This is a genomic window from Streptomyces sp. NPDC003379 (genome assembly GCF_053589195.1).
Genome location: NZ_JBSFRK010000040.1, coordinates 1 through 24493 on the forward strand (window position 1 = coordinate 1; position 24493 = coordinate 24493).

General features: G+C 73.8%; 2 protein-coding genes and 1 pseudogene. All 3 read left to right on the plus strand.

From position 1 onward, the window contains the following. Positions 1 to 27 precede the first annotated feature (27 nt). Positions 28 to 11811 (plus strand): annotated as a pseudogene (locus ACWDVB_RS30845) (amino acid adenylation domain-containing protein); the annotation flags it as partial. A 35-nt stretch (positions 11812 to 11846) separates the two neighbouring features. Then, positions 11847 to 23183 (plus strand): amino acid adenylation domain-containing protein, encoded by an 11337-nt coding sequence (locus ACWDVB_RS30850; RefSeq protein ID WP_451517749.1) that lies wholly within the window; start codon positions 11847 to 11849, stop codon positions 23181 to 23183. A 50-nt stretch (positions 23184 to 23233) separates the two neighbouring features. After that, positions 23234 to 24442 (plus strand): cytochrome P450, encoded by a 1209-nt coding sequence (locus ACWDVB_RS30855; protein WP_451517748.1) that lies wholly within the window; start codon positions 23234 to 23236, stop codon positions 24440 to 24442. Positions 24443 to 24493: the final 51 nt, after the last annotated feature.

Consider the following 24493-nt stretch of genomic DNA (forward strand, 5'->3'; position numbering starts at 1 on the left):
TATGTGGCGGACCGGTTGCCGGAGTACATGGTTCCCGCGGCGATACTCGTCCTGGATGCGCTGCCGCTGACCGTGAACGGCAAGGTGGACCGTGGCGGGCTTCCCGCGCCGGACTTCGCCGCCCGGACGACCGGGCGGGAGCCGCGCACGGAGGCCGAGCGGGTCTTGTGTGATGTGTTCGCCGAGGTTCTCGGGCTTGACCGTGTCGGTGTCGAGGACGGCTTCTTCGAGCTGGGCGGTGACTCCATCAGCTCCATGCAACTGGCCTCGCGGGCCCGCCGTTCCGGTCTGGTGGTGACACCCCGGCAGGTCTTCGAGGAGAAGACCCCGGAGCGCCTTGCCACGGTGGCGGAGGTCGCCGGGGAGGCGGCTACGAAGCGCGATGTCGGCGTGGGGGAAGTGAACTGGACGCCGGTGATGCGGGCGCTGGGCGAGTGGGCCGCGCGGCCAGGGTTCGCGCAGTGGGTGGTGGTCGGTGCTCCGGCCGGGCTCGGGATCGATGTGCTGACGGCCGGACTTGATGCCGTACTCGACACCCACGACATGCTGCGGGCCCGCACGATCCCCGGCGAGCCGAAGTTCCGGGTGGGCGGACGAGGTTCGGTCGATGCGGGCGAGCTGGTCTCGCGCGTGGACGCGGTGCACGCGTCGGACGACGCCTTGGACGAGATCGCGGGACGGGCGGCACAGGACGCCTCGGAGAGGCTCGACCCGGCCTCCGGGGTGATGACCCGGGCGGTGTGGGTGGACGCCGGGCCGGGGCGAGTGGGACGACTGGTGTTCGTGGCACACCACTTGGTGGTGGACGGGGTGTCCTGGCGGGTGCTTGTGCCGGACCTGCGGGCCGCGTGCGAGGCGGCGGCCACCGGGCGCAGGCCGCGGCTGGAACCGGTGGGGACGTCGTTCCGCCGCTGGGCGGAGCTGCTGTCCGCGCAGGCGACCGGCGAGCAGCAGGGCGGCGAGCTGGCGGACTGGCTGGCGCTTGTCGGTGAAGGGCAAACGCCCCTGGGAGAAAGGGCGTTGGACCCGGCGGTCGACACCGCTCGGACCCTGCGCCAGCGGTCCTGGGTGGTGCCGCCGGAGCAGGCGGCCACGCTGGTGGGCCGGACGCCGACCGCGTACCACTGCGGCGTCGACGACATCCTGCTCTCGACCCTGGCGGGTGCGGTCGCGCGCCGCCACAAAGCCACCGACACGGGTACCGACACAGACGCCGACACAGACGCCGACACCGACATCGGAATTGGCACCGACGCCCACGCTGATGTGCTGGTCGACATCGAAGGGCACGGCCGGGAGCCGCTGGATGGTGTGGATCTGTCGCGCACGGTGGGCTGGTTCACCAGTGCCCGCCCCGTTCGATTGAGCACGACAGGGGTGGATCTCGCCCAGGCACTGATCGGTGGCCCCGCCGCCGGTGCGCTGCTGAAGGCGGTCAAGGAGCAGGCGCGCGCGGTGCCCGGCGACGGCCTCGGTCACGGACTGCTGCGCCACCTCAACCCCGACACCGGCCCGGCCCTCGAAGCCGCGCCCACCCCGCAGATCGGCTTCAACTACCTCGGCCGCTTCCCCGCCGGCAGCGGCGCCCCCACCAACCCCGCTGAGGCCGCCCCCTGGCAGACAGCCGGTGAGACCGCGATCGGCGGCTCCGTCGACCCCGACATGCCCCTGCCGCACGCCCTGGAAGCGAACGTCACCGTCCGGGACACGGCGGACGGCCCCGAACTGGAGATCAGGCTGAGCTGGCCCGGCCACCTGCTGGAGGAAGCGCAGGTCGAGCAGCTCGGCAGTGACTGGGTGGCGATGCTCGGCGGGCTGGCCGCGCACACCACGGCCCCCGGCGCCGGCGGACACACGCCCTCCGACTTCCCGCTCGTGAACGGCCTGACGGGGAACAGCGTCGAACGGTTGGAGTCGACGGTCCCCGGCTTGACCGACGTATGGCCGTTGTCACCGCTACAGGAAGGCATGCTGTTCCACGCTACCTTCGACGGCGAGGTCCCGGACGCGTACCAGAGCCAACGCGTGCTCGCCGTGGACGGGCCGCTGGACGCGGACCGGCTGCGCGCGTCGTGGCAGCGGCTGCTGGCGCGGCACGACGCGCTGCGGGCGAGCTTCCACCGACTGTCCTCGGGTGAGGCCGTGCAGGTCGTGGCGCGCGACGTGGAACTCCCGTGGCGCGAGGTCGACCTGTCGGACCGTACGGAGGCGGAGGCCGTTGCCGAGGCGGAGCGGCTCGCCGCGTGCGATGCGGCGGAGCGCCTCGACCTGTCGGCGGCGCCGCTCCTGCGGCTGCTCCTGATCCGCCTCGGCAAGGAGCGGCACCACCTGGTCGTCACCAGCCACCACATCGTGGCGGACGGCTGGTCGACACCGGTCCTGCTCAACGAGGTGTCCGAGGCGTACGTGGCCGACGGCGGCGCCTCCGTGCCTACGCGGGCGGCCTCGTACGGGGACTACCTGGCGTGGCTCGACCGGCAGGACAAGGAGGCCGCCCGCGACGCCTGGCGGGCCGAGCTCGCGGGGGCCGACGAGCCGACCCTCGTCGCCCCGGCGGACCTGGGCGGCGCGCTCGTCCTGCCCGAGGAACGCTCGCTGCGCCTCTCCAGGAAGACGACGCGCGCCGTCACCGAACTCGCCCGCGCCCACGGCCTGACCGTGAACACGGTCCTCCAGGGCGCGTGGGCGCTGGTCCTCGCGCGCCTCGCCCGGCGCACGGACGTGGTCTTCGGCACCACCGTGGCCGGGCGGCCCCCCGAGATCCCCGGCGTCGAGTCGATGATCGGCCTGTTCATCAACACCCTGCCGGTGCGGGTACGACTCGACGCCCGGGAGCCGGTGCTCGCCATGCTGACGCGGCTTCAGGAGCGCCAGACCGCGTTGATGGCGCATCAGCACACCGGTCTGACCGAGATCCAGGGCGTCGGCGGGGCGGGCGCGACCTTCGACACCATGCTGATGTTCGAGAACTACCCGCGGAACGCGCCGCTGCTCTCCGGCTCCGGCTCCGGGTCCGGCTCCGTCCAGGAGGACGGTGGGGGAGTCGCGATCGCCCAGGTGGGCAGCCGGCTCGGGACCCACTATCCGCTGGCCGTCGGCGTCGTCCCCGACGACCGTCTCGGAGTCCGTCTGACCTACCGGCCGGACGTGTTCGACGAGCGGAGGGTCCTCCAGATCGGCAGGCAGCTGGCGCGCGTCCTGGACCGGCTCGTGGCCGACCCCGCGCTCAGGGTCGGCGACATCGACGTGCTGGAGACGGCCGAGCGCAGCTCGGTGGTCGAGCGGTGGAACGCCACCGACCGGCCCGTTCCCACCGGCACGCTGGCGGAACTGTTCGAGGCGCAGGCGCGCCGCTCCCCGGACGCGATGGCCGTGCTCGCGGCGGACCGGCGGTGGTCGTACGCCGAGCTGGACCGGGCCGCCGACCGCGTGGCGTACGAGTTGCTGGGGCGCGGAGTGCGCCGCGGGGACCTGGTCGGCGTCGTGATGGAACGCTCGGCCGACGTGGTCGCGGTCCTGCTGGGCGTGGCCAAGGCCGGAGCGGCCTTCGTGCCGGTGGACCCGGCGTATCCCGCGGAGCGGATCGCACACGTGCTGGCCGACGCCGCCCCCGCGCTCGTGGTCTGCACGGCCACGACCGAACGGGCGATCCCGGCGGGCGTGCCCCGGTGGCTACACGACGCCCCCGAGACACTCACGGCACCCACCGCGCCGACTGCGCCGACTGCGCCGACGGCACCGACTGTGCCGACCGCGTCCGCCGTACCCACCCTGCCGACTGCGCCGACCGTGCCCGCCGCGTCCACTGCGCCCGCTGCACCTGCCGTGCCCGCCACGCCCACTGCGCCTGCTGCACCTGTCGTGCCGACTGCGCCCACTGCGCCCACCGCGCCTGCCGCACTTGCCGCGCCCGCCGCACCTGTCGTGCCGACTGCGCCCGCCACGCCCGCTGCGCCCGCCGCACCTGTCGTGCCCACTGCGCCCGAGACGCCCGCCGTGCCCACTGCGCCCGCCGTGCCTGCCGCGCCCGCCGTGCCTGCCGCGCCCACTGCGCCCGAGACGCCCGCCGTGCCCACTGCGCCCGCCGTGCCTGCCGCGCCCGCCGTGCCCACTGCGCCCGCCGTGCCTGCCGTGCCTGCCGCGCCCACTGCGCCCGCCGCGCCTGCCGCGCCCGCCGCACCTGTCGTGCCGACTGCGCCCGCCGCGCCCGCCGCGCCCACGGCACCCCCCGTACCCACCACGCCCACGGCACCCCCCGCACCCCCCGCCCTCACGAAATGGACCCACCAGGCCGACAACGGCAGGAGTCGCGTCGCCGACCCGGCGTATGTGATCTACACGTCCGGTTCGACGGGAGCACCGAAGGGCGTCGTGGTCACCCACGGCGGCATCGGCAATCTGGCAACCGGTCAGATCGAGCGGTTCGCCGTACGAGCGGACTCGCGCGTCCTGCAACTGGCGTCCTGGAGCTTCGACGCCGCGGTCTCCGAGATGTGCATGGCGCTTCTCTCGGGCGCGGCACTCGTGGTGGCGGCCGGGGACAGGCTGCCCCCGCACGGCTCGCTCGCGGACGTCGCCGCCGAGTTCGGGGTGACGCACATGACGGTGCCGCCGTCGGTCCTCGCGACGGTGGACGCGCTGCCGGACGCCGTGGAAACGCTGATCGTGGCCGGTGAGGAGTGCCCGCCGTGGCTGGCCGAGCGCTGGTCGGACCGCCGCCTCGTCAACGCGTACGGCCCGACGGAGGTGACCGTCTGCGCCGCGATGAGCGAGCCGCTGCGCCGTGCGGCGAAGAGCCATGCGGGGAAGGGTCACGCGGCGGAAGGCCCCGTGCCCGTCGGCCGTCCGCTGATCAACAGCCGGGCCTACGTTCTGGACGACTTCCTGCAACCGGTCGCCCCCGGCACGGTCGGCGAACTGTACGTCGTCGGTCCCGGCTTGGCGCGCGGGTACCTCCACCGGCCGGACCTGACGGCACAGCGGTTCGTGGCCAGCCCCTTCCGCACCCCGGGCGGCGGCACGGGCCGGATGTACCGCACGGGCGACCTGGCCCGGTGGACGCCCGACGGACAGCTGCTGTTCGCCGGGCGGGCGGACGAGCAGGTCAAGGTCCGCGGCTTCCGCGTGGAGCTGGGCGAGGTCGAGGCGGTCCTGGCCGCACACCCGGCGGTCGCCCAGGCCGTGGTGGTCGCCCGTCAGGACGGCCCCGGCGACAAGCGGCTGATCGGCTACGTGGTCGCGGACACGAACACGGTCGCGGACACGGACACGGACGTGGACCCAGACGCGGACGCGGACGTGCAGGACGTCGATCCGAGGCAGCTACGTGCGTACGTCACCAACCGGTTGCCGGAGTACATGGTCCCGGCGGCAGTCGTCTGCCTGGACGCGCTGCCGCTGACCGTCAACGGCAAGGTGGACCGCGGCGCGCTTCCCGCGCCCGACTTCGCCGCCCGGGTCTCCGGACGCGAGCCGCGCACCGAGACCGAGCGGACCCTGTGCGCCCTCTTCGCCGAGGTGCTCGGCCTGGAGCAGGTCGGCGCGGAGGACGGCTTCTTCGAGCTGGGCGGCGACTCGATCAGCTCCATGCAGCTCGCCTCGCGGGCGCGGCAGGCGGGCCTGGTACTGACGCCCCGGCAGGTCTTCGAGGAGAAGACACCGGAGCGGCTCGCGCAGGTCGTGGCGGCGGTCGGTCAGGAGGCCGCGACGGTCGACGTGGGTGTCGGCGAGGTGCCGTGGACGCCGGTGATGCGGGCGTTCGGCGACCGCGCCACGGGCGCCGGGTTCGCGCAGTGGATGGTCCTCGGCGCTCCCGCCGGGCTCGGCCTTGAGACACTGGCGGCCGGTCTCGGCGCCGTACTCGACACCCACGACATGCTGCGGGCCCGCACGGTCCCCGGCGAGCCGAAGCTGATCGTCGGCGAACCGGGGTCGGTGGACGCGTCGGCGCTGGTGTCCCGTGTCGAAGCGGCGGCCGGCGAGGTCGCCGAAGTCGCGGAGCGGGCTGCGCGGGAGGCCGCGGGGCGCCTCGACCCGGCCTCCGGCGTGATGGTGCGCGCGGTGTGGGTGGACGCCGGACCGGACCGGCCAGGTCAACTGGTCCTGGTCGCCCACCACTTGGCCGTGGACGGAGTGTCCTGGCGGGTCCTGCTCCCCGACCTCCGGGCCGCGTGCGACGCGGTGGCCGCCGGACGCGACCCGGTGCTCGACCCGGTGGGCACGTCATTCCGCCGCTGGGCGGAGCTGCTGTCCGCGCAGGCCACCGACGAGCAGCGGGTCACCGAAATGGACGACTGGCTGGCCCTGCTGGGAGAGGGACAAGCGCCTTTGGCGCGTCGCCCGTTGGACCCCGAGGTGGACACCGCGCGGACCCTGCGGCGCACGTCGTGGGTGGTGCCGCCGGAGCAGGCGGCCGCGCTGGTGGGCCGGGCCCCGGCCGCCTTCCACTGCGGCGTGGACGACGTACTGCTGGCCGCGCTGGCGGGCGCAATCGCGCTGTGGCGGCCGAGTGCCGCCTCAGCGCTCCTGGTCGACATCGAAGGGCACGGCCGGGAGCCGCTGGACGGCGTGGACCTGTCGCGCACGGTGGGCTGGTTCACCAGCGCCCGCCCGGTGAGACTGAGCACGACGGGAGTGGATCTCGCCCAGGCGCAGGCCGGTGGCCCCGCCGCCGGTGCGCTGCTGAAGGCGGTCAAGGAGCAGGCACGTGCGGTGCCCGGCGACGGCCTCGGCCACGGACTGCTGCGCCACCTCAACCCCGAAACCGGCCCCGCCCTCGAAGCCGCGCCCACCCCGCAGATCGGCTTCAACTACCTCGGCCGCTTCCCCGCCGGCAGCGGCACTGACACCAACCCCGCTGAGGCCGCCCCGTGGCAGCCGGCCGGCGAGACCGCGATCGGCGGCTCCGTCGACCCCGACATGCCCGCCACCCACGTCGTCGAAGCGGTGGCGGCGGTGCGGGACACCCCGGAGGGACCCGAGCTGACGATCACCCTGAGCCGGCCCGGCCTGCTGGTGACGGAGGCCGACGCCGAGCAGCTGGGCCGGACCTGGACCGCGCTGCTCGGCGGCCTGGCCGCGCACACCGCCGAACCCGGCACCGGCGGCCACACCCCCTCCGACTTCCCCCTCCTGGACACCCTGTCGCAGGACGGCGTCGAGGAGCTGGAGTCGACGGTCCCGAGCCTGACCGACGTATGGCCGCTGTCGCCGCTACAGGAAGGCATGCTCTTCCACGCCACCTTCGACGAGGCCGCGCCGGACGTCTACGAGGGCCAGCGGTCCCTGGCCCTGGAAGGGGCGCTGGACGCGGGCGGGCTGCGCGCGGCATGGGAGACGGTCCTGCGCAGGCATCCGATCCTGCGGGCGAGTTTCCATCGCCTCGCGTCGGGCGAAGCCGTGCAGGTCGTGGCGCGGGACGTCGAACTGCCCTGGCGGGAGGCCGATGTGAGCGGTCTCACGCCGGACGCGGCACTGGCCGAGGCCCGGCGCCTGGCCGAGGACGAGCGGGCGGAACGCATCGACGTGACGCGGGCCCCGCTGCTGCGGCTGCTCCTCATCCGCCTCGGCGAGAAGCTGCACCGACTGGTCATCACGAGCCACCACATCACGATGGACGGCTGGTCCCTGCCGGTCCTCATCGGAGACCTCCAGGCGGCGTACGAGGCGCACACCGCCGGTGACGACGCGCGGGCCCCTCAGCCGAACCCGCCGTCGGTGACGTCCTACCGGGACTACCTGGCGTGGCTGCGCCGGCAGGACAAGGAGGTGGCTCGGGACGCCTGGCGGGCGGAGCTGGCCGGCCTCGACGAGCCGACGCTGGTGGTGCCCGCGGACTCCGTGCGGGTGCCGGTGGTACCGGACCGGATCCGGTTCGCGTTCTCCGAGGACGTGTCGCACGGCGTCGCGGCGCTGGCCCGCAGCCACGGCCTCACGGTCAACACCGTGGTGCAGGGCGCGTGGGCGCTGCTCCTGGCGCGGCTGGCCGGGCGTACGGACGTGGTGTTCGGTGCCACCGTGGCGGGCCGGCCCCCGGATCTGCCCGGCGCGGAGTCCGCGATCGGCCTGTTCATCAACACCCTGCCCGTACGCGTGCCCCTGAAGGCCGGACAGCCGGTCGCCGAGATGCTCGCCGAACTGCAGGAACGCCAGGTTGCGTTGATGGCCCATCAGCACATGGGGCTGTCCGACATCTACCAACTCGCGGGGCCCGGCGCGGCCTTCGACACGCTCGTCGTCTACGAGAACTATCCCCACCCTCCCTCCGCGGCGAAGGCCCCCGGCTCCCTGCGCATCCGCCCCGACGGGACCCCGCAGGACATGGGCCACTACCCGCTGACCTTCGTCGTGTCGCCCGGCGAGCGCATGCACGGCGACTTCGTCTACCGGCCGGACGTGTGCGACCGCGCCCGCGCCGAGAGCCTGGTCGCGTCACTGGTGCGGATCCTCGAACAGCTGGTCGCGGACCCGTCGGCGCCCGTGGGCCGGGTGGACGCCGTGGCCGCCGCCGGACGCGACCTCGTCGTACGGGAGTGGAACCGGACGCGCCGACCGGCGGCCGGCGCGGAGCCGTTGCCCGAGCTGTTCGCGCGGCAGGCGCGGCGGTCACCCGACGCGGTGGCGCTCACCTCGGGCGACCAGACGCTGACGTACGCGGAGTTGGCGCAGGACGCCGGGCGGCTCGCGCGGTATCTGGCGCGGGCCGGGGTCGGCCCGGAGTGCCGGGTGGCCGTGGTCGGGGAGCGGTCGGCGGCCATGGTGCGGTCGCTCCTCGCGGTGTCGATGGCCGGTGGCGTGTTCGTCCCGGTGGACGCGGGCTATCCGGCGGAGCGCATCGCGTATGTGCTGGCCGACGCGGCTCCGGCAGTGGTCGTCTGCACCGAGGAGTCGCGGGGCGTGGTGCCCGCCGGGTTCCCCGGCCGGGTCGTGGTGACGGACGACCCGCACGTGGCGGACGAGGTGCGGCGGTGCGCGGGCGGCCCGGTCCGCGACGAGGAGCGGCCGGTGCGCCTGGGGGCGGTCAACGCCGCGTACGTCATCTACACATCGGGGTCGACGGGGACCCCCAAGGGCGTCGTGGTCACCCACGCGGGACTGGGCAACCTCGCGCGGGCGCAGATCGACCGCTTCGGCGTGCGGGCGGACTCGCGGGTGCTGCAGTTCGCGTCGCTGAGCTTCGACGCGGCCGTCTCCGAACTGTGCATGGCCCTTCTGTCCGGCGCGTCACTGGTGGTGGCGGACCCGGACGGACTGCCGCCGCGCGTGTCGCTCGACGAGGCCGTGCGCCGGGCGCGGGCCAGCCATGTGACCGTGCCGCCGAGCGTCCTCGCGGCCGAGGAGGAACTGCCCCGGACGCTGGAGACCCTGGTCGTGGCGGGCGAGGCGTGCCCGCCGGGACTCGTGGACCGGTGGTCACCGGGGCGGCGGATGGTGAACGCGTACGGACCCACGGAGACGACGGTCTGCGCGGCGATGAGCGAGCCGCTGTCACCGGGCCGCGACATGGTGCCCATGGGCCGGCCGATGACCGGCGTACGGGTGTACGTCCTGGACGAGTTCCTGCTGCCCGCGCCGCCCGGCGTGGCCGGTGAGCTGTACGTCGCCGGTGCCGGGCTCGCGCGCGGCTATCTGGGGCGTGCGGCACTGTCGGCGGAGCGGTTCGTGGCCTGCCCGTTCGGCGCGGGCGAGCGGATGTACCGCACCGGGGACGTGGTGCGGTGGACGAGCGAGGGTGAACTCCTCTTCGTCGGCCGAGCCGACGACCAGATCAAGGTCCGCGGACACCGGATCGAGCCCGGCGAGATCGAAGCGGTCCTGACCGGTCACCCCGACGTCGTGCAGGCCGTGGTCGTCGCGCGCAAGGACCACGCCGACGGCAGCCGCCTCGTCGCGTACGTCGTGTACACCGCCGCGGCCTCCCCGCGGCAGAGCGACGGCGCGCTCCCCGCGTACGTGCGCGAGCGACTGCCGGACCACATGGTGCCGACGGTGTTCGTGCCGCTCGACCGGCTGCCGCTGACCCCCAACGGCAAGGTGGACCGGGCCGCGCTGCCCGCCCCCGACTTCGCCGAGCGGGTCACGGACGGGGGACCGCGCACGGAGACCGAGCGGGTCCTGTGCGACCTGTTCGCCGAGGTGCTCGGCCTGGAGGCGGTCGGTGTCGCGGACGGCTTCTTCGAGCTGGGCGGCGACTCGATCATGTCGATGCAGCTCGCGTCCCGGGCGCGCAGGGCAGGGCTCCTGCTCACGTCGCGCCAGGTCTTCGAGGAGAAGACCCCCGAACGTCTCGCGCAGGTGGCGCAGGCCGCCGAGCCCGAGGCGGCCGTCGACGACGTGGGTGTCGGCGAGGTGCCGTGGACGCCGGTGATGCGGGCGCTCGGGGAGCGGGCCGCGCGTCCCGGGTTCGCGCAGTGGATGGTCCTCGGCGCCCCCGCCGGGCTCGGCCTTGAGACACTGGCGGCCGGTCTCGGCGCCGTACTCGACACCCACGACATGCTGCGGGCCCGCACGGTCCCCGGCGAGCCGAAGCTCATCGTCGGCGAGCGGGGATCGGTCGACGCCGGGAGCCTGGTCGCACGCGTGGACGCGGCGCACGCGGACACCGACGCGGACCTGGACGAGATCGCGGGGCGGGCGGCGCGCGAGGCCGTGGAGCACCTCGATCCGGCATCCGGCGCCCTCGCGCGGGCCGTCTGGGTCGACGCGGGCGCCGGTCGCACGGGGCGCGTCGTGCTCGTGGTGCACCACTTGGTGGTGGACGGAGTGTCCTGGCGCGTGCTCGTGCCGGACCTGCGGGCCGCCTGCGAGGCGGTGGCCGCCGGGCGCGCACCGGAGCTGGAACCGGTGGGGACGTCGTTCCGGCGCTGGGCGGAACTCCTGGCGGCGCAGGCGACCGGCGAGGAGCGGGCCGCCGAACTGGACGACTGGCTTGCCCTGCTCGACAAACCGCAACCCACTCTTGGGCAGCGGGAGTTGGACCGGGATGTCGACACCGTACGCACCCTGCTCCACCGCACGTGGGTGGTCCCGCAGGAGCAGGCGGCCACCCTCGTGGGCCGGGCCCCCGTCGCCTTCCACTGCGGAGTCGACGACGTGCTCCTCGCGGCCTTGGCGGGCGCCGTCGGGCACTGGCGGCCGGGCAACGCGTCGGGGCTCCTCGTCGACATCGAGGGACACGGCCGCGAGCCCCTGGAAGGCGTTGATCTGCTGCGGACGGTCGGCTGGTTCACCAGCGTGCGACCGGTGCGCCTCGACGTGAGCGGTGCGCAGTTGGACGGCGCTATGGCCGGTGGCAGGGCTGCCGGTAGCTTGGTGAAGGCCGTCAAGGAACAGGCTCGTGCGGTGCCCGGCGACGGCCTCGGTCACGAGCTGCTGCGTCATCTCAACCCCGTGGCGGGACCGGTCCTCCAGGCCGCGCCGACCGCGCAGATCGGCTTCAACTACCTGGGCCGGTTCGCGGCGGGCGGCGGCACGGGCCCGGTCGGGCCGTGGCACCTGGCCGGCGAGACCGCGATCGGCGGCTCGGTCGACCCGGGCATGCCCGCCACACATGTGCTGGACGCGGGCGCGGTGGTCCGGGACACCGCCGACGGGCCCGAACTGACGATCACCCTGAGCTGGGCGAGCCGGCTGCTGGAGGAGGCCGACGCGCAGCGGCTCGGCGACACCTGGCTGAGGATGCTGGACGGCCTCGCCGCCCACACCGCCGACCCCACGGCAGGCGGACACACCCCGTCCGACTTCCACCTCCTCGACCTCGCACAACACCAGATCGACGAACTCGAAGCCGGATTCACCGGCGACAAGCCGTAACCGTCAGGCACAAGCCGTTGTGAGGAGAGAGAACGATGACCCGACCCCGATCCCTCGTCGAGGATGTGTGGCCCCTCTCGCCGTTGCAGGAGGGGATGCTCTTCCACGCCTCCTTCGACGACCAGGGTCCGGACGTCTACACCGTGCAGTCGGCAGTGGACGTCAACGGCCCCCTGGACCCGGATCGGCTGCGGGCTTCGTGGCAGGCCCTGCTGACCCGGCACGCCGCGCTGCGGGCCTGCTTCAGGCCGGTCACCGGTGCGCACATGGTGCAGGTCATCCCGCGCGAGGTCGTGCTGCCCTGGCAGGAGGCGGACGTCTCCGGCCTCGCGGAGGCCGAGGCCCTCACGGAGATCGACCGGCTCTCGGCGCGGGAGCGGGCGGAGCGCTTCGACCTCGCGGTCCCGCCGCTGCTGCGGCTCCTGCTGGTCAGGCTCGGCGAGAACCGGCACCGCCTCGTCATGACGCTCCATCACATCCTGCTGGACGGCTGGTCGATGCCCGTCCTGCTGGGTGAGCTGTCGGCGACGTACGCGGCGGGCGGCGACACCTCCGCGCTCAAACGCGTGGCGCCGTACGGCGAGTACGTGGCCTGGCTGGGCCGCCAGGACAAGGAGGCGGCCTCGGCCGCGTGGCGGGCGGAGCTGGCCGGCGTCGACGGCTCGACGCTCGTGGCACCGGCCGGCCCCGGCCGCACCCCTCTGCTGCCCGACCAGGTACACATGTCCGCCCCCAAGGAACTCACCGACTCCCTCGCCGAGTTGGCCCGCGGCAAGGGCCTGACGCTCAACACGGTGGTGCAGGGCGCGTGGGCGCTGGTCCTGGCGCGGCTCGCGGGGCGTACGGACGTGGTGTTCGGCGCGACCGTCGCGGGACGGCCCGCCGAACTGCCCGGTGTGGAGTCGATGGTCGGCCTGTTCATCAACACGCTGCCGGTGCGCGTGCGCCTCGACGGCGGGCAGTCGGTGGACCAGATGCTGACGCGGCTCCAGGAGCGCCAGTCCGCACTCATCGCCCACCAGCACGTGGGGCTCGCCGAAGTCCAGAAGCTCGCGGGGGCCGCGGCCGTCTTCGACACCCTCGTGCTGTACGAGAACTACCCGCTGCCGCCCGCCGGGCCCGCCCCCGGCCCCGACACCGTCTCCCTCAGCCCGGCGGGGGCGTCGCGCGACGCCTCCCACTACCCGCTCACGCTGGTCGCCGTCCCGGGCGGCGACCGGATGCGGTTCAAGCTGGACTACCGGCCGGACCTGTTCGACCACGCCACCGCGGAGTCGATCGTCCAGCGGTTCCTACGGGTCCTGGAGCGCGTCGCGGCCGATCCGTCGGCGCGGATCGGCGACATCGACGTCCTGGACCCCGCCGAGCGGACGCGGGTGGTGGAGCGGTGGAACGCCACCGGCCATGCCGTGTCGACGGGCTCCGTCGTGGCGGCGTTCGAGGAGTGGGCGCTCGGCTCGCCCGACACGGTGGCGGTACGGTGCGGCGCCGACGCCGTGTCGTACGGCGAGATGGACGCGCGCGCCAACCGCCTGGCCCGGCACCTGGCCGGTCTCGGCGTCGGCCGCGAACGCAAGGTCGGCCTGTGCCTGCCGCGCGGCATCGACATGGTCGTGGCGGAGCTGGCGGTGTGGAAGGCGGGCGGGGCCTTCGTCCCGCTGGACCCGGAGTACCCGGCGGACCGGCTCGGCCACATGATCGCGGACAGCGGCGCGGACGTGGTGCTCGGCACCGACCAGTCGCTGACCGGAGTACCGGTCGGAACGGCGCGTGCCGTGCGCGTCGACGAGCCGGAGACCGCGCGGGCCATCGCCGACCGGTCCGCCGAGCCCCTGGGCGTGACCGTCCTGCCGGACCAACTCGCGTACGTCATCTACACTTCCGGGTCGACCGGCCACCCCAAGGGCGTGGCCGTCGCGCACCACGGCGTGGCGAACCTCGCGGAGGCGATGCGCCCGGCGCTCGGCCTCCACGAGGGCGCCGTCATGCTGCAGTTCGCGTCGTTCAGCTTCGACGGGTCCGTCCTCGACGTGGCGGTCACCCTGGCGGCCGGCGGCACCCTGGCCGTCGCGTCGGCCGAGGAGCGCACCGAGCCTGCCGCGCTGACCGGGATGATCCGCGACGCGGGCGTCGACGCGGCCAGCGTCGTGCCGTCCGTGCTGCGCGTCCTGGACCCGGCCGACGTGCCCGGCGTACGGAACTGGGTGCTCGGCGGCGAACTGCTCACCGCTGACCTCGCCGCCCGTTGGAGCTCACGGGCACACGTGTGGAACACGTACGGACCCACCGAGGCGACCGTGATGGCCACGGTCGGCCCGGTGGACTCCGGCATCGGGGCGCAGGACGAGCCGCCGTCGATCGGGCGTCCGCTCGCCAACATGCGGACGTACGTGCTCGACGGCTTCCTGCGTCCGGTGCCGCCCGGGATCACCGGCGAGCTGTACGTCGCCGGGCCCGGCGTGGCACGGGGCTACACCGGACGGCCCGACCTGACGGCGGAGCGGTTCGTGGCCTGCCCGTTCGGCGACGGCGGACGGATGTACCGGACCGGGGACCTGGCCCGGTGGACGGACGACGGCCGTCTTGTGTTCGCCGGGCGCGCCGACGACCAGGTGAAACTGCGCGGATTCCGCGTGGAGCCGGGTGAGGTCGAGGCGGTGCTCGCCGGACACGCGTCGGTGGCCCAGGTGGCGGTGATCGCGCGCGAGGACCGCCCCGGCGACAAGCGCCTGGTCGCCTACGCCGTTCCCACCCAGGACGCGGCGGACGGCGCGAGCGGCGCGGACAGCGAAGGCGGCATCGACGCCGCAGCGCTGCGCGCGTACGCCGCCGCCCGGCTCCCCGAGTACATGGTCCCGGCCACCGTGGTCGCACTCGACGCCCTGCCGCTCACCGTGAACGGCAAGCTCGACCGGACCGCCCTGCCCGCGCCCGAGCTGGCCGTCGCGGGCGGCCGGGACGCCGAGACGCCCGTCGAGGCGCTCCTGTGCGAGGTGTTCGCCGAGGCGCTCGGCGTCGACCGGGTCGGCGCCGACGACTCGTTCTTCGCCCTCGGCGGTGACTCGATCCTGTCGATGATGCTGGTCTCCGGAGCCCGGCGCGCCGGCCTCCGGATCACCGCTCGTCAGGTCTTCGAGCAGCGCACCCCGGCGGCCCTGGCACTGGTGGCCGTTCCGACGGACGGCGCGGCCGTCGCCGTCGGCGACTCCGGAGTAGGAGACGTGCCGCTGACGCCGGTGATGCACGAACTGGTCGAACGCGTCGGCCCCGACATGGTGGGCCGCGTCGTCCAGTCCGCCGTGGTGGCCGCCCCGGCAGGGCTGCGGTCCGACACCCTGGCCGACGCCGTGCAGGCGGTCGTGGACCACCACGACGTGCTGCGCGCACGGTTCGAGACGGAACCGGAACGGCGCCTCCTGATCACCGCACCCGGCACGCTGCCCGCCAAAACGCTCGTACGCCGCTTCGACGCGACCGCGGTGGCCTCCGAAGACCTGCCGCGGACGGTCGCCGAGCAGACGCGGGCGGCGGTGGCGCGGCTCGATCCGAGGTCCGGCGTCATGCTGCAGGTGGTCTGGCTCGACCTCGGCCCGGACACCGAGGGACGGCTGCTGCTGGTCGTCGACCACCTCGTGATGGACGCGGTGTCGTGGCGGATCCTGCTGCCCGACCTGGAGCAGGCGTGCGCGGCACTCGCCGCCGCCCGCAAACCCGAACTGGAGCCGGTCCCCACGTCGTTCCGGCACTGGGCGCGTGCGCTGGCCGAGCAGGCGGGCAGCGCGGCACGGGTGGCGGAGCTGCCCGAGTGGACACAGCTGCTCCAGGGGCCCGACCCCCAGCTGACCGCGGTGCCGGCCGACCCGTCGCGCGACGTGGCCGCCACGGTCCGGCGGGTCTCGGTGACCGTGCCCGCCGAGGTGACGTCGGCCCTGCTGACCGGTGTCCCCGCGGCGTTCCACGCGGGCATCGACGACGTACTCCTGACCGGCCTGGCCGCGGCGGTCGCCCAGTGGCGCGACGCCGACGGCGACGACCCGACCGGCGGCTTCCTGGTCGACGTGGAGGGCCACGGCCGGGTTCCGCTCTCCGAAGGCATGGACCTGTCACGCACGGTCGGCTGGTTCACCGGCACCCACCCGGTGCGGCTCGACGCGGGCACGGCCGACCTCGACGACATCCGGTCCGGCGGCCCGGCCGCAGGCGGAGCCGTCAAGCGCGTCAAGGAACAACTGCGCGCGGTGCCGGGCGACGGACTCGGCTACGGCCTGCTGCGCCACCTCAACGCCGAGACCGCCCAGGAGCTCACGGCCCTGCCCGCCGCCCGGGTCGGCTTCACCTACCTGGGCCGCGTTCCCGGTGCCCCGGCGGACGACGACCGGGCGACGGCGGGGGAGCGGGCGGACGGACAGCTCCCGGTCACCCACCCCCTGGAGGTCGTCGGCGTCGTCCACGACCTCGCTGAGGGACCGCGGCTCACGCTGAGCCTGGCCTGCCCGGAACACCTCCTGGCGGAGACGGCGGCGCGCGCCCTGGTCGAGAGCTGGGCGGCGATGCTGACCGGCCTGGCCACCCACGCCGCCGACCCCGCAGCGGGCGGCCACACCCCCTCCGACTTCCCGCTGGTCACGCTCGCTCAGGCGCAGGTCGAGAAGCTGGAGGAGGCGGCGCCGGGCCTGGCGGACATCTGGCCGCTCTCGCCGCTCCAGGAGGGCCTGCTGTTCCACTCGATGTTCGCGGACGAGGGCCCGGACGTGTACGTGGAGCAGATGATCGTAGGCCTCGAAGGGCCGCTGGACGCCGAGGTCCTCAGGGCCTCCTGGCAGTCGGTCCTCGACCGGCACGCGAGCCTGCGCGTGGGCTTCCGGCAGGTGGCGGGGTCCGGACAGGCCGTCCAGATCGTCATGGAGCGGGTCGTCCTGCCGTGGCGCGAAGAGGACCTGTCGGCACTCGACGCGGACGCGGCCAAGGAGGAGTCGGACCGGATCGGGGCGGAGGAACGGGACAAGGGCTTCGAGCTGGAGAAGCCGCCGCTGCTGAAGGTGCTGCTCGTCAAGACGGGCCACGAGCGGTACCGGATGATGGTGACGCTCCATCACATCGTCCTCGACGGCTGGTCGTTGCCGGTGCTGCGGCGCGAGCTGTGGGCCTGCTACGAAGCCGGGAGCACCGCCGACGGCCTGCCTCCGGTGACCCCCTACTCCGAGTTCCTGTCCTGGCTGGGGCGCCAGGACAAGGAGGCGGCGCAGGAAGCGTGGGGGACGGAGCTGTCCGGCGCGGAGGAGCCGACGCTGGTCGTGCCCGTGACCCCGGGCGCGACGGTCGAGGCGGCCGGCGCGTCGGGCGAGGTCTTCGCGGTCGCGGGCGAGGCGCTGGACGCCGCGCTCGGCGAGCTGACCCGCGCCCACGACGTGACGCTGAACACGGTGGTCCAGGCCGCGTGGGCGCTGGTCATCGGCCAGCTGGCGGGGCGCAAGGACGTGGTGTTCGGCGCGTCCGTCGCGGGCCGGCCCGCCGAACTGCCGGGCATGGAGAACATGCTGGGCCTGTTCATCAACACCGTGCCCGTACGCGTGCGCTGCGAACCGGCGCGGACCGTCGCCGAGGTCCTCGCCGACACGCAGGCCAGGCAGTCGGCTCTGATGGACCATCAGTATCTGAGCCTGGGAGACATCCAGCGGATCGCCGGACCGGGAGCGACCTTCGACTCCCTCATGGCGTTCGAGAGCTTCCCCACCGGGATGGACGCGCCGACGGAGTCCGGCGAGGGTTCCCGGGAGGCCGCACCGGCCGGGCTGAACTTCACCGAGGCCGCGATGCGCGAGTCGATCAACTACCCGCTCGGCCTCGTGGTGGACCCGCTCGGCGGGCTGCGGATGCGGCTCACCTACCGGTCGGACGCCTTCGAGGAGCCGGCCGCCCGCGCCCTGCTCGACCGCCTGGTGCGGGCCCTGCGGCAGATGGCCGCGGACCCCGGGCTGCCCGTCGGCCGGATCGAGCTCTCGGACGACGCCGAGCGGTCCCTGGTGACCGAGCGGTGGAACGCGTCGGCGGTGGCGGTACCGGACGCGCTGGTGCCGGAGCTGGTCCGGGTATGGGCGGAGCGTGCGCCGGACGCGGTGGCGGTGCGGTGCGGCGACGACGTGCTGTCGTACGGGGAGTTGGAGGCCCGAGCGAACCGGCTGGCCCGCTATCTGGCCGGGCGCGGTGTGCGTCGTGAGTCGCTGGTGGGCCTGTGCCTGCCGCGCGGAATCGACATGGTCGTCGGCGAGCTGGCGGTCTGGAAGGCGGGCGGCGCCTTCGTGCCGCTGGACCCGGAGTATCCGGCGGACCGTCTTGACTATGTGATCGACGACAGCGGCGCGCAGGCCGTGCTGGGCTCCGGCGACACCCTGGACGGCCTGTCGCTGGGAGCGGCGCGGGCGGTCCTGCTCGACCAGGTGGAGACCGCGCGGGCGCTCGCGGCGGAGTCCGCCGAACCGCTCGGCACGGTCGTGACACCCCATCAACTCGCCTACGTCATCTACACCTCCGGCTCGACAGGCCGCCCCAAGGGCGTGGCCGTGGCGCACGGCGGCGTGGCGAACCTGGCCGAGGTGATGCGGCCCGCACTGGGCGTCGCCGAGGGCGTGGCCGTTCTGCAGTTCGCGTCGTTCAGCTTCGACGCGGCGGTCCTCGACGTGGCGGTCACCCTGGCGGGCGGCGGCACACTGGTCATCGCCTCGGGGCAGGAGCGGGCCGAGCCGGGAGCGCTGGCCGAGATGATCCAGGACTCGGGTGTCAGCACGGCGAGCGTGGTGCCGTCGCTGCTGAACCTGCTGGATCCCGACGCGGTCACCGGCGTGGACAACTGGGTCCTCGGCGCCGAGCTGCTGACCGCCGACCTGGCGAGCCGCTGGACCCCCCAGGCACGGGTGTGGAACACCTACGGCCCCACCGAGGCGACCGTGATGGCCACCGCCGGGCCCGTGGACGAGGAGATCAGGTCGAACGACGGGCCCCCGCCGATCGGCCGCCCGCTGGGCAACATCGGGACGTACGTCCTCGACGGTTTCCTCCACCCGGTGCCGCCGGGCGTCGCCGGCGAGGTGTACATCGCGGGTCCGGGCGTGGCGCGCGGCTACGTCGGGCGCCACGACCTGACCGCCGAGCGGTTCGTGGCCTGCCCGTTCGGTGACGCCGCACGGATGTACCGGACCGGGGACCTGGCCCGCTGGACGACCGACGGGCAGCTGCTGTTCGTGGGACGCGCGGACGAGCAGGTCAAGATCCGCGGATTCCGTGTCGAGCTGGGCGAGATCGAGGCCGTGCTCGCCTCCCATCCGGAGGTCCGGCAGGCCGTGGTGGTGCTCCGCGAGGACCGGCCCGGGGACAAGCGCCTCGTCGGCTACGCCGTTCCGACCACCCCGGACGCCAAGGACAAGGACGCCAAGGACGCCGAGAACGCCAAGGACACGAACGTCGACATGGACGTGGAGGCGGTCCGCGCGTACCTGGCCCGCTCCCTGCCGGAGTACATGGTCCCCGCCTCGGTGGTGGTCCTGGAGAAGCTGCCGCTCACACGCAACGGCAAGGTGAACCGCAGGGCGCTGCCCGTCCCGGACTTCGCGGGACGGGTCTCGGGACGGGAACCGGAGAACGAGACGCAGGCGACCCTCTGCGCGCTGTTCGCCGAGATCCTGGACCTCGAACGCGTGGGCGTCGACGACAACTTCTTCGACCTCGGCGGCGACTCGGGCCTCGCGATGCGGCTCGCCGCGCGGATCCGCGAGGAGTTCGGCATCGAGCTGAGCATGCGGCGCTTCTTCGGCTCCTCCACCCCCCTCGGCGTCGCCAGGCTGCTGACGTCGAAGGAGCTGCCGGAGCTGCGGCCGGTCGACCACCCCGACGAGATCCCCGCCACGGCGAGCCAGACACGCACCTGGCGCCTTGAGCGGGAGAACCCCGGCTCGGCGGTCCGGCGGGCCCCGATCGCGCTGCGCCTGCGCGGCACACTGGACCGCGAGGCACTTCAGGCGGCCCTCGGCGACGTGGCCGCACGGCACGACATGCTGCGTACGACCTTCGCCTGCTCCGAGGGCGGTGAGCTGTACCAGCACGTCCTGGACATCGACGCGGCCCGGCCCGCGCTGCCGGTGACACCGGCGACCGAGGAGGAGCTGCCGGGCCTCCTCGCCGACCACGCCGGGTACGAGTTCGACCTCACCCGGGAGACGCCGTGGACGTGCCGCCTGTTCGCGCTCTCCGACACCGAGCACGTGCTGCTGATGGTGGCGCACCGGATCGCGACGGACGACGCGTCACTGATCGTCCTGGTCCGCGACCTGGCGGCGGCCTACGGGGCACGACGGGAGGGACGGGCCCCCGAACGCGCCCCGCTGCCCCTGCAGTTCGCCGACTACGCGCTCTGGGAACGCGAGATGCTCCAGGACGAGCAGGACCCGGACAGCCTGATCGGCGAGCAGTTCTCCTACTGGAAGAAGGCCCTGGCGGACGCGGGCGCGGAGCTGGAGCTGCCGGCCGACAGGCCGCGGCCACCGGTCGCCTCGCACCGCACCGGCTCCGTGCCGCTGGCCATCGACACCGACACGCACGCCCGGCTGATGGAGGCCGCCGAAGCCGACGGAGCGACGCTCTTCGCGGTCGTACAGGCGGCGCTCACGCTGCTCCTGTCAACGCTCGGCGCCGGCCCCGACGTCACCCTCGGCACCGTGCTGCCGCACCGCGACGAGGAAGGTGACCTGGACGGCCTGGTGGGTCCCTTCGCCGGCCCGATGATCCTGCGTACGGACGTCTCCGGCGACCCCACCTTCCGCGAGCTCCTCGTGCGGGCACGGGACACCTTCCAGCGGGCGGTGCAGAATCCGGACGTACCGTTCGCACGCCTCGTGGACGTCCTGTCGCCGCCGCCCTCCGCGACGCGGCACCCCCTGTTCCAGGTCCTGCTCGATCTCCACAGTGACGCCGCCCAGGTGTGGGAGTCGCCGGAGCTGCCGGGCCTGAGCACCACCCGCCTGCCGGTGGGTGAACCGGCCGGCGAACTCGACCTGGTGTTCGGCCTCACCGAGCGGCACGGGTCCGGGGGCAGCCTGAACGGCGTCGACGGCACCATCCGCTACGCGACCGAGCTGTTCGACCGGTCCACCGTCACCGCGCTCGCGCGGCGGCTCGGCCGCGTCCTGGAGCAGGTCGCGGCCGACCCGGGGCTGCACCTGAGCGAGGTGGACGTCTTCCTCGACCCGGCCGAGCGCCACCAGGTCCTTGAGGCCGCGGACGACACGGCGGCGGAGGTGTCGGACGGCACCGTCGTCGCACTCCTCGCCGAGCAGGCCGCACTGCGTCCCGACGCGCCGGCGGTGGTGGACCGGAACGGTCCGCTCACGCACGGAGCGCTGGACGCCGCGGCCGGGCGGCTCGCCCGCCGGCTCACCGAGCAGGGGGTCGGCGCGGAGGACGTGGTCCTCGTGGCGCTGCCGCCCACGGCCGGACTCGTCGTCGCGCTGCTCGGTGTGCTCAGGGCCGGTGCCGCCTGCCTCTTCGCCGACCCGAACCGGCCCATGGAGGACATCGCCTCCGGCCTGCGCCGGGCCACCCCGGCCGCGCTGGTCTGCGACGCGGCCATGGCCCCGCTGCTCGCCGACGGCATCACGGTGCCGATGGTGCCGCTCGACGACACGAAGACGGCCGTGGTCAACGGCGGGAACCCCTTGAACGGCGCGAACCCCTTGAACGGCGCGAATCCCCTGACCGACGCGGGCCTCCCGACCGGGGCGAGCGGGCGGCTGCCGCTGCCCGGACAGGCGGCGCTCGTGCTGAACACCACGGCACCCGACGGCACCGTCGGTTCCGTCGCGGGAGCGGTCATCGAGCACCGCACGCTGCTCGGTCAGGTGGCGCACCGGATGCGCGTCTCGCCGACCGGGCACGGGATGACCGTGCTCGACGTACGCGCCCCCGTCTCCGCCCTCCTGACACCGCTGCTCTCCGCCTTGTGCGAGGGCGGCAGCGTCCGGCTCGGCGTGAGCGGGGACATGACGACGGCAGCGGCGACGGACGGCACACCGCTGCTCGTCACCGCCGGCGAGCTGCTGCCGACGGTCCCCGGACCGGCGGCCGGTCAACCGCCGTTCGCCGCCGTCATGGTCGTGGACGACACCGGAGCGACCACCGTGGCCGAGACCCGGGACTGGCTGGGCCGCCACCCGATGGCCGCGCTGATCAGCGTCCACGGCACGGCCGAGACCGCCGGGGCGTGGCTCGACCACAGGACCGCGCCCGGCGAACCTCTCCCCGCCCAGGCACCCGCCGGCAGTCCGGTGCCCCACACCCGGGCCTTCGTCCTGGACGACTTCCTGCGCCCGGTCCCGCCGGGCGGCACCGGCGACCTGTACGTCGCGGGATCCTCGCTGGCGCGCGGGTACGCGGACGGTCCGGGCCCGACCGGTGAACGGTTCGTCGCCTGCCCCTTCGGCGCCGACGGACAGCGGATGCTCCGTACCGGCGAGCGGGCGAGGCGTACGGCCACGGGCCTGCTCGCCCTGCGCGGCAAGAGCGACGCCGGGAAGCAAGGCGCCCGTACGGTCCGCCGCGCCGGCGGGGACCACGGCGACCTGGAGATCCTGCTGCCGCTGCGTCCGACGGGCAGCCGCCCCCCGCTGTTCTGCCTCCACACCGGTACGGGACTGAGCTGGGCCTACGCGGCGCTCCTGCGGCACCTGCCCCAGGACCTGCCCGTCCACGGCGTACAGGCGCGCGGTCTCGCGGGACCGGAGCCCATGCCGCAGAGCATGGAGGAGATGGCGGCCGACTACGCCGAGCAGATCAGGTCCGTGCAGTCCACCGGCCCCTACCACCTCCTCGGATGGTCCCTCGGCGGACTGATCGCACAAGCGGTCGCCACCCACCTCGAAGAGGAGGGCGCGGAGGTACGGCTGCTCGCGGTGGTCGACGGCTATCCCGAAGGAACCGGCGGAGCCGACTACCGCGACGTGTCACCCGGGGCCGCCCAGGACGGCGAGTTCACGCCGAAGCCGGGAGACCGGCGGATGCCGATGAGCCAGGACGTCGGCGAGGGCATGGACGAAGGCGTCCGGTCGAACATGCGCGACGTGATCGACAACATGGGCCGCTTCACCCCGCACCACACGCCACGCCGCTTCCGGGGCGATCTGCTGCTCTTCATCGCGGCCGAGGACCGGTCCGCGGAACGGCCCGCGTCGGCCGCCCGCGAGAGCTGGGAGCCCTTCGTCGAGGGGGACGTCGAGTCGCACGAGATCGCCGCGAGCCACTTCACGATGCTCCAGCCCGTGCCGTCGTCGCACATCGGGGACATCCTCACGGCGAAGCTCCGGGCCGACGACACCGGAGAGGAGTGAGTCCGCACATGCCCCTGACGCGGAACACGGACGGCGAAAGGAACCCCTGAATGTCCAAGCCACTGAACACCGCCGCGCACATACGCCGGAACGGCATCGAACCCCCGCCCGAACTGGCGGACATCAGCGAGCGGACGCCGATCGTGCAGGTGGAGGCCGAAGGACTGCTGTTCTCGGGCCGGCACTGGCTCGCCACCGGCTACGACGAGGTGCGGGCGATCCTCGGCGACAACAGGTTCAAGATGCTGCCGCCCGCGCAGGCAAAGCTCGGCGGCGGAGGACAGGTCGAGGTCGGCAATCTCCTCCAGTACGACCCGCCCGACCACACCCGGCTGCGGAAGATGCTGACGCCCGAGTTCACGCTCCGGCGGATACGCCGCCTCGAACCCTTCGTGGCGGAGATCGCGTCGGACTGCCTGGACGCCCTGGAGAGCGCCGGGCAACCCGGCGACCTGATGCGCACCTTCGCGGTGCCCATCCCCGGCCTGGTCGGCTGCGCCCTGCTCGGCGTGCCCCGCGACGACGCGGCCGACCTGGCGCGCAACTTCAACTCCAGCCGCGCCGTCGCCAACTTCGGCAACCGCATCGACGACCGCGAACGGGAGCGGCAGCGGTCGGCGGGCAACGCGTTCGTGACGTACATGAGGAGGCTCGTCCGGCAGAAGCGCCGCGCTCCCGGTGACGACCTGCTCAGCATGCTGATCCGTGACCACGGCGCGGACATCACCGACGAGGAACTGACGGGCACCGCCGCGACCCTCATGGGGTCCGGCATCGAGAACGTCGGCGGCATGCTGGGGCTGGCCCCTCTCGCCCTGTTCCAGTACCCCGACCAGCTCGCCCTCCTCCTGGACCGGCCGGAACTGATCGACAGGGCGGTCGACGAACTGATCCGCTACCTCTCGTCCGTACCGAACTCCATCCCCCGCTATGCCAGCGAGAACCTCCGCGTCGGCGGGCAGCTGATCAGGACGGGCGAACTCGTGATGTGCTCCCTGCTCGCGGTCAACCGCTCCCAGCTGCCCGGGGTGCCGAGGGACACCCTCGACATCACCCGCGAGAACAGCGGCCACATGGCCTTCGGGCACGGCATCCACCACTGCCTGGGCGCGTCGCTGGCCAGGATGGAGCTGCGGATCGGGCTTCCGGCCCTGCTGCGCAGGTTCCCCAAACTCCGGCTCGCCGTGCCGCCCGAGGAGGTCCGCTACCGGACCTGGACGCCCAACTACGGAGTGGAAGAGCTGCCGGTGGCCTGGTGAACACAGGCCCCTACAGGACTCGTGCAAGCAGGACTCGTGCAAGAAGGGAAA

Coding starts and splice junctions, on each gene's coding strand:
- ACWDVB_RS30850 (WP_451517749.1), top strand. CDS start 11,847: ATGACCCGACCCCGATCCCTCGTCGAGGATGTGTGGCCCCTCTCGCCG.
- ACWDVB_RS30855 (WP_451517748.1), top strand. CDS start 23,234: ATGTCCAAGCCACTGAACACCGCCGCGCACATACGCCGGAACGGCATC.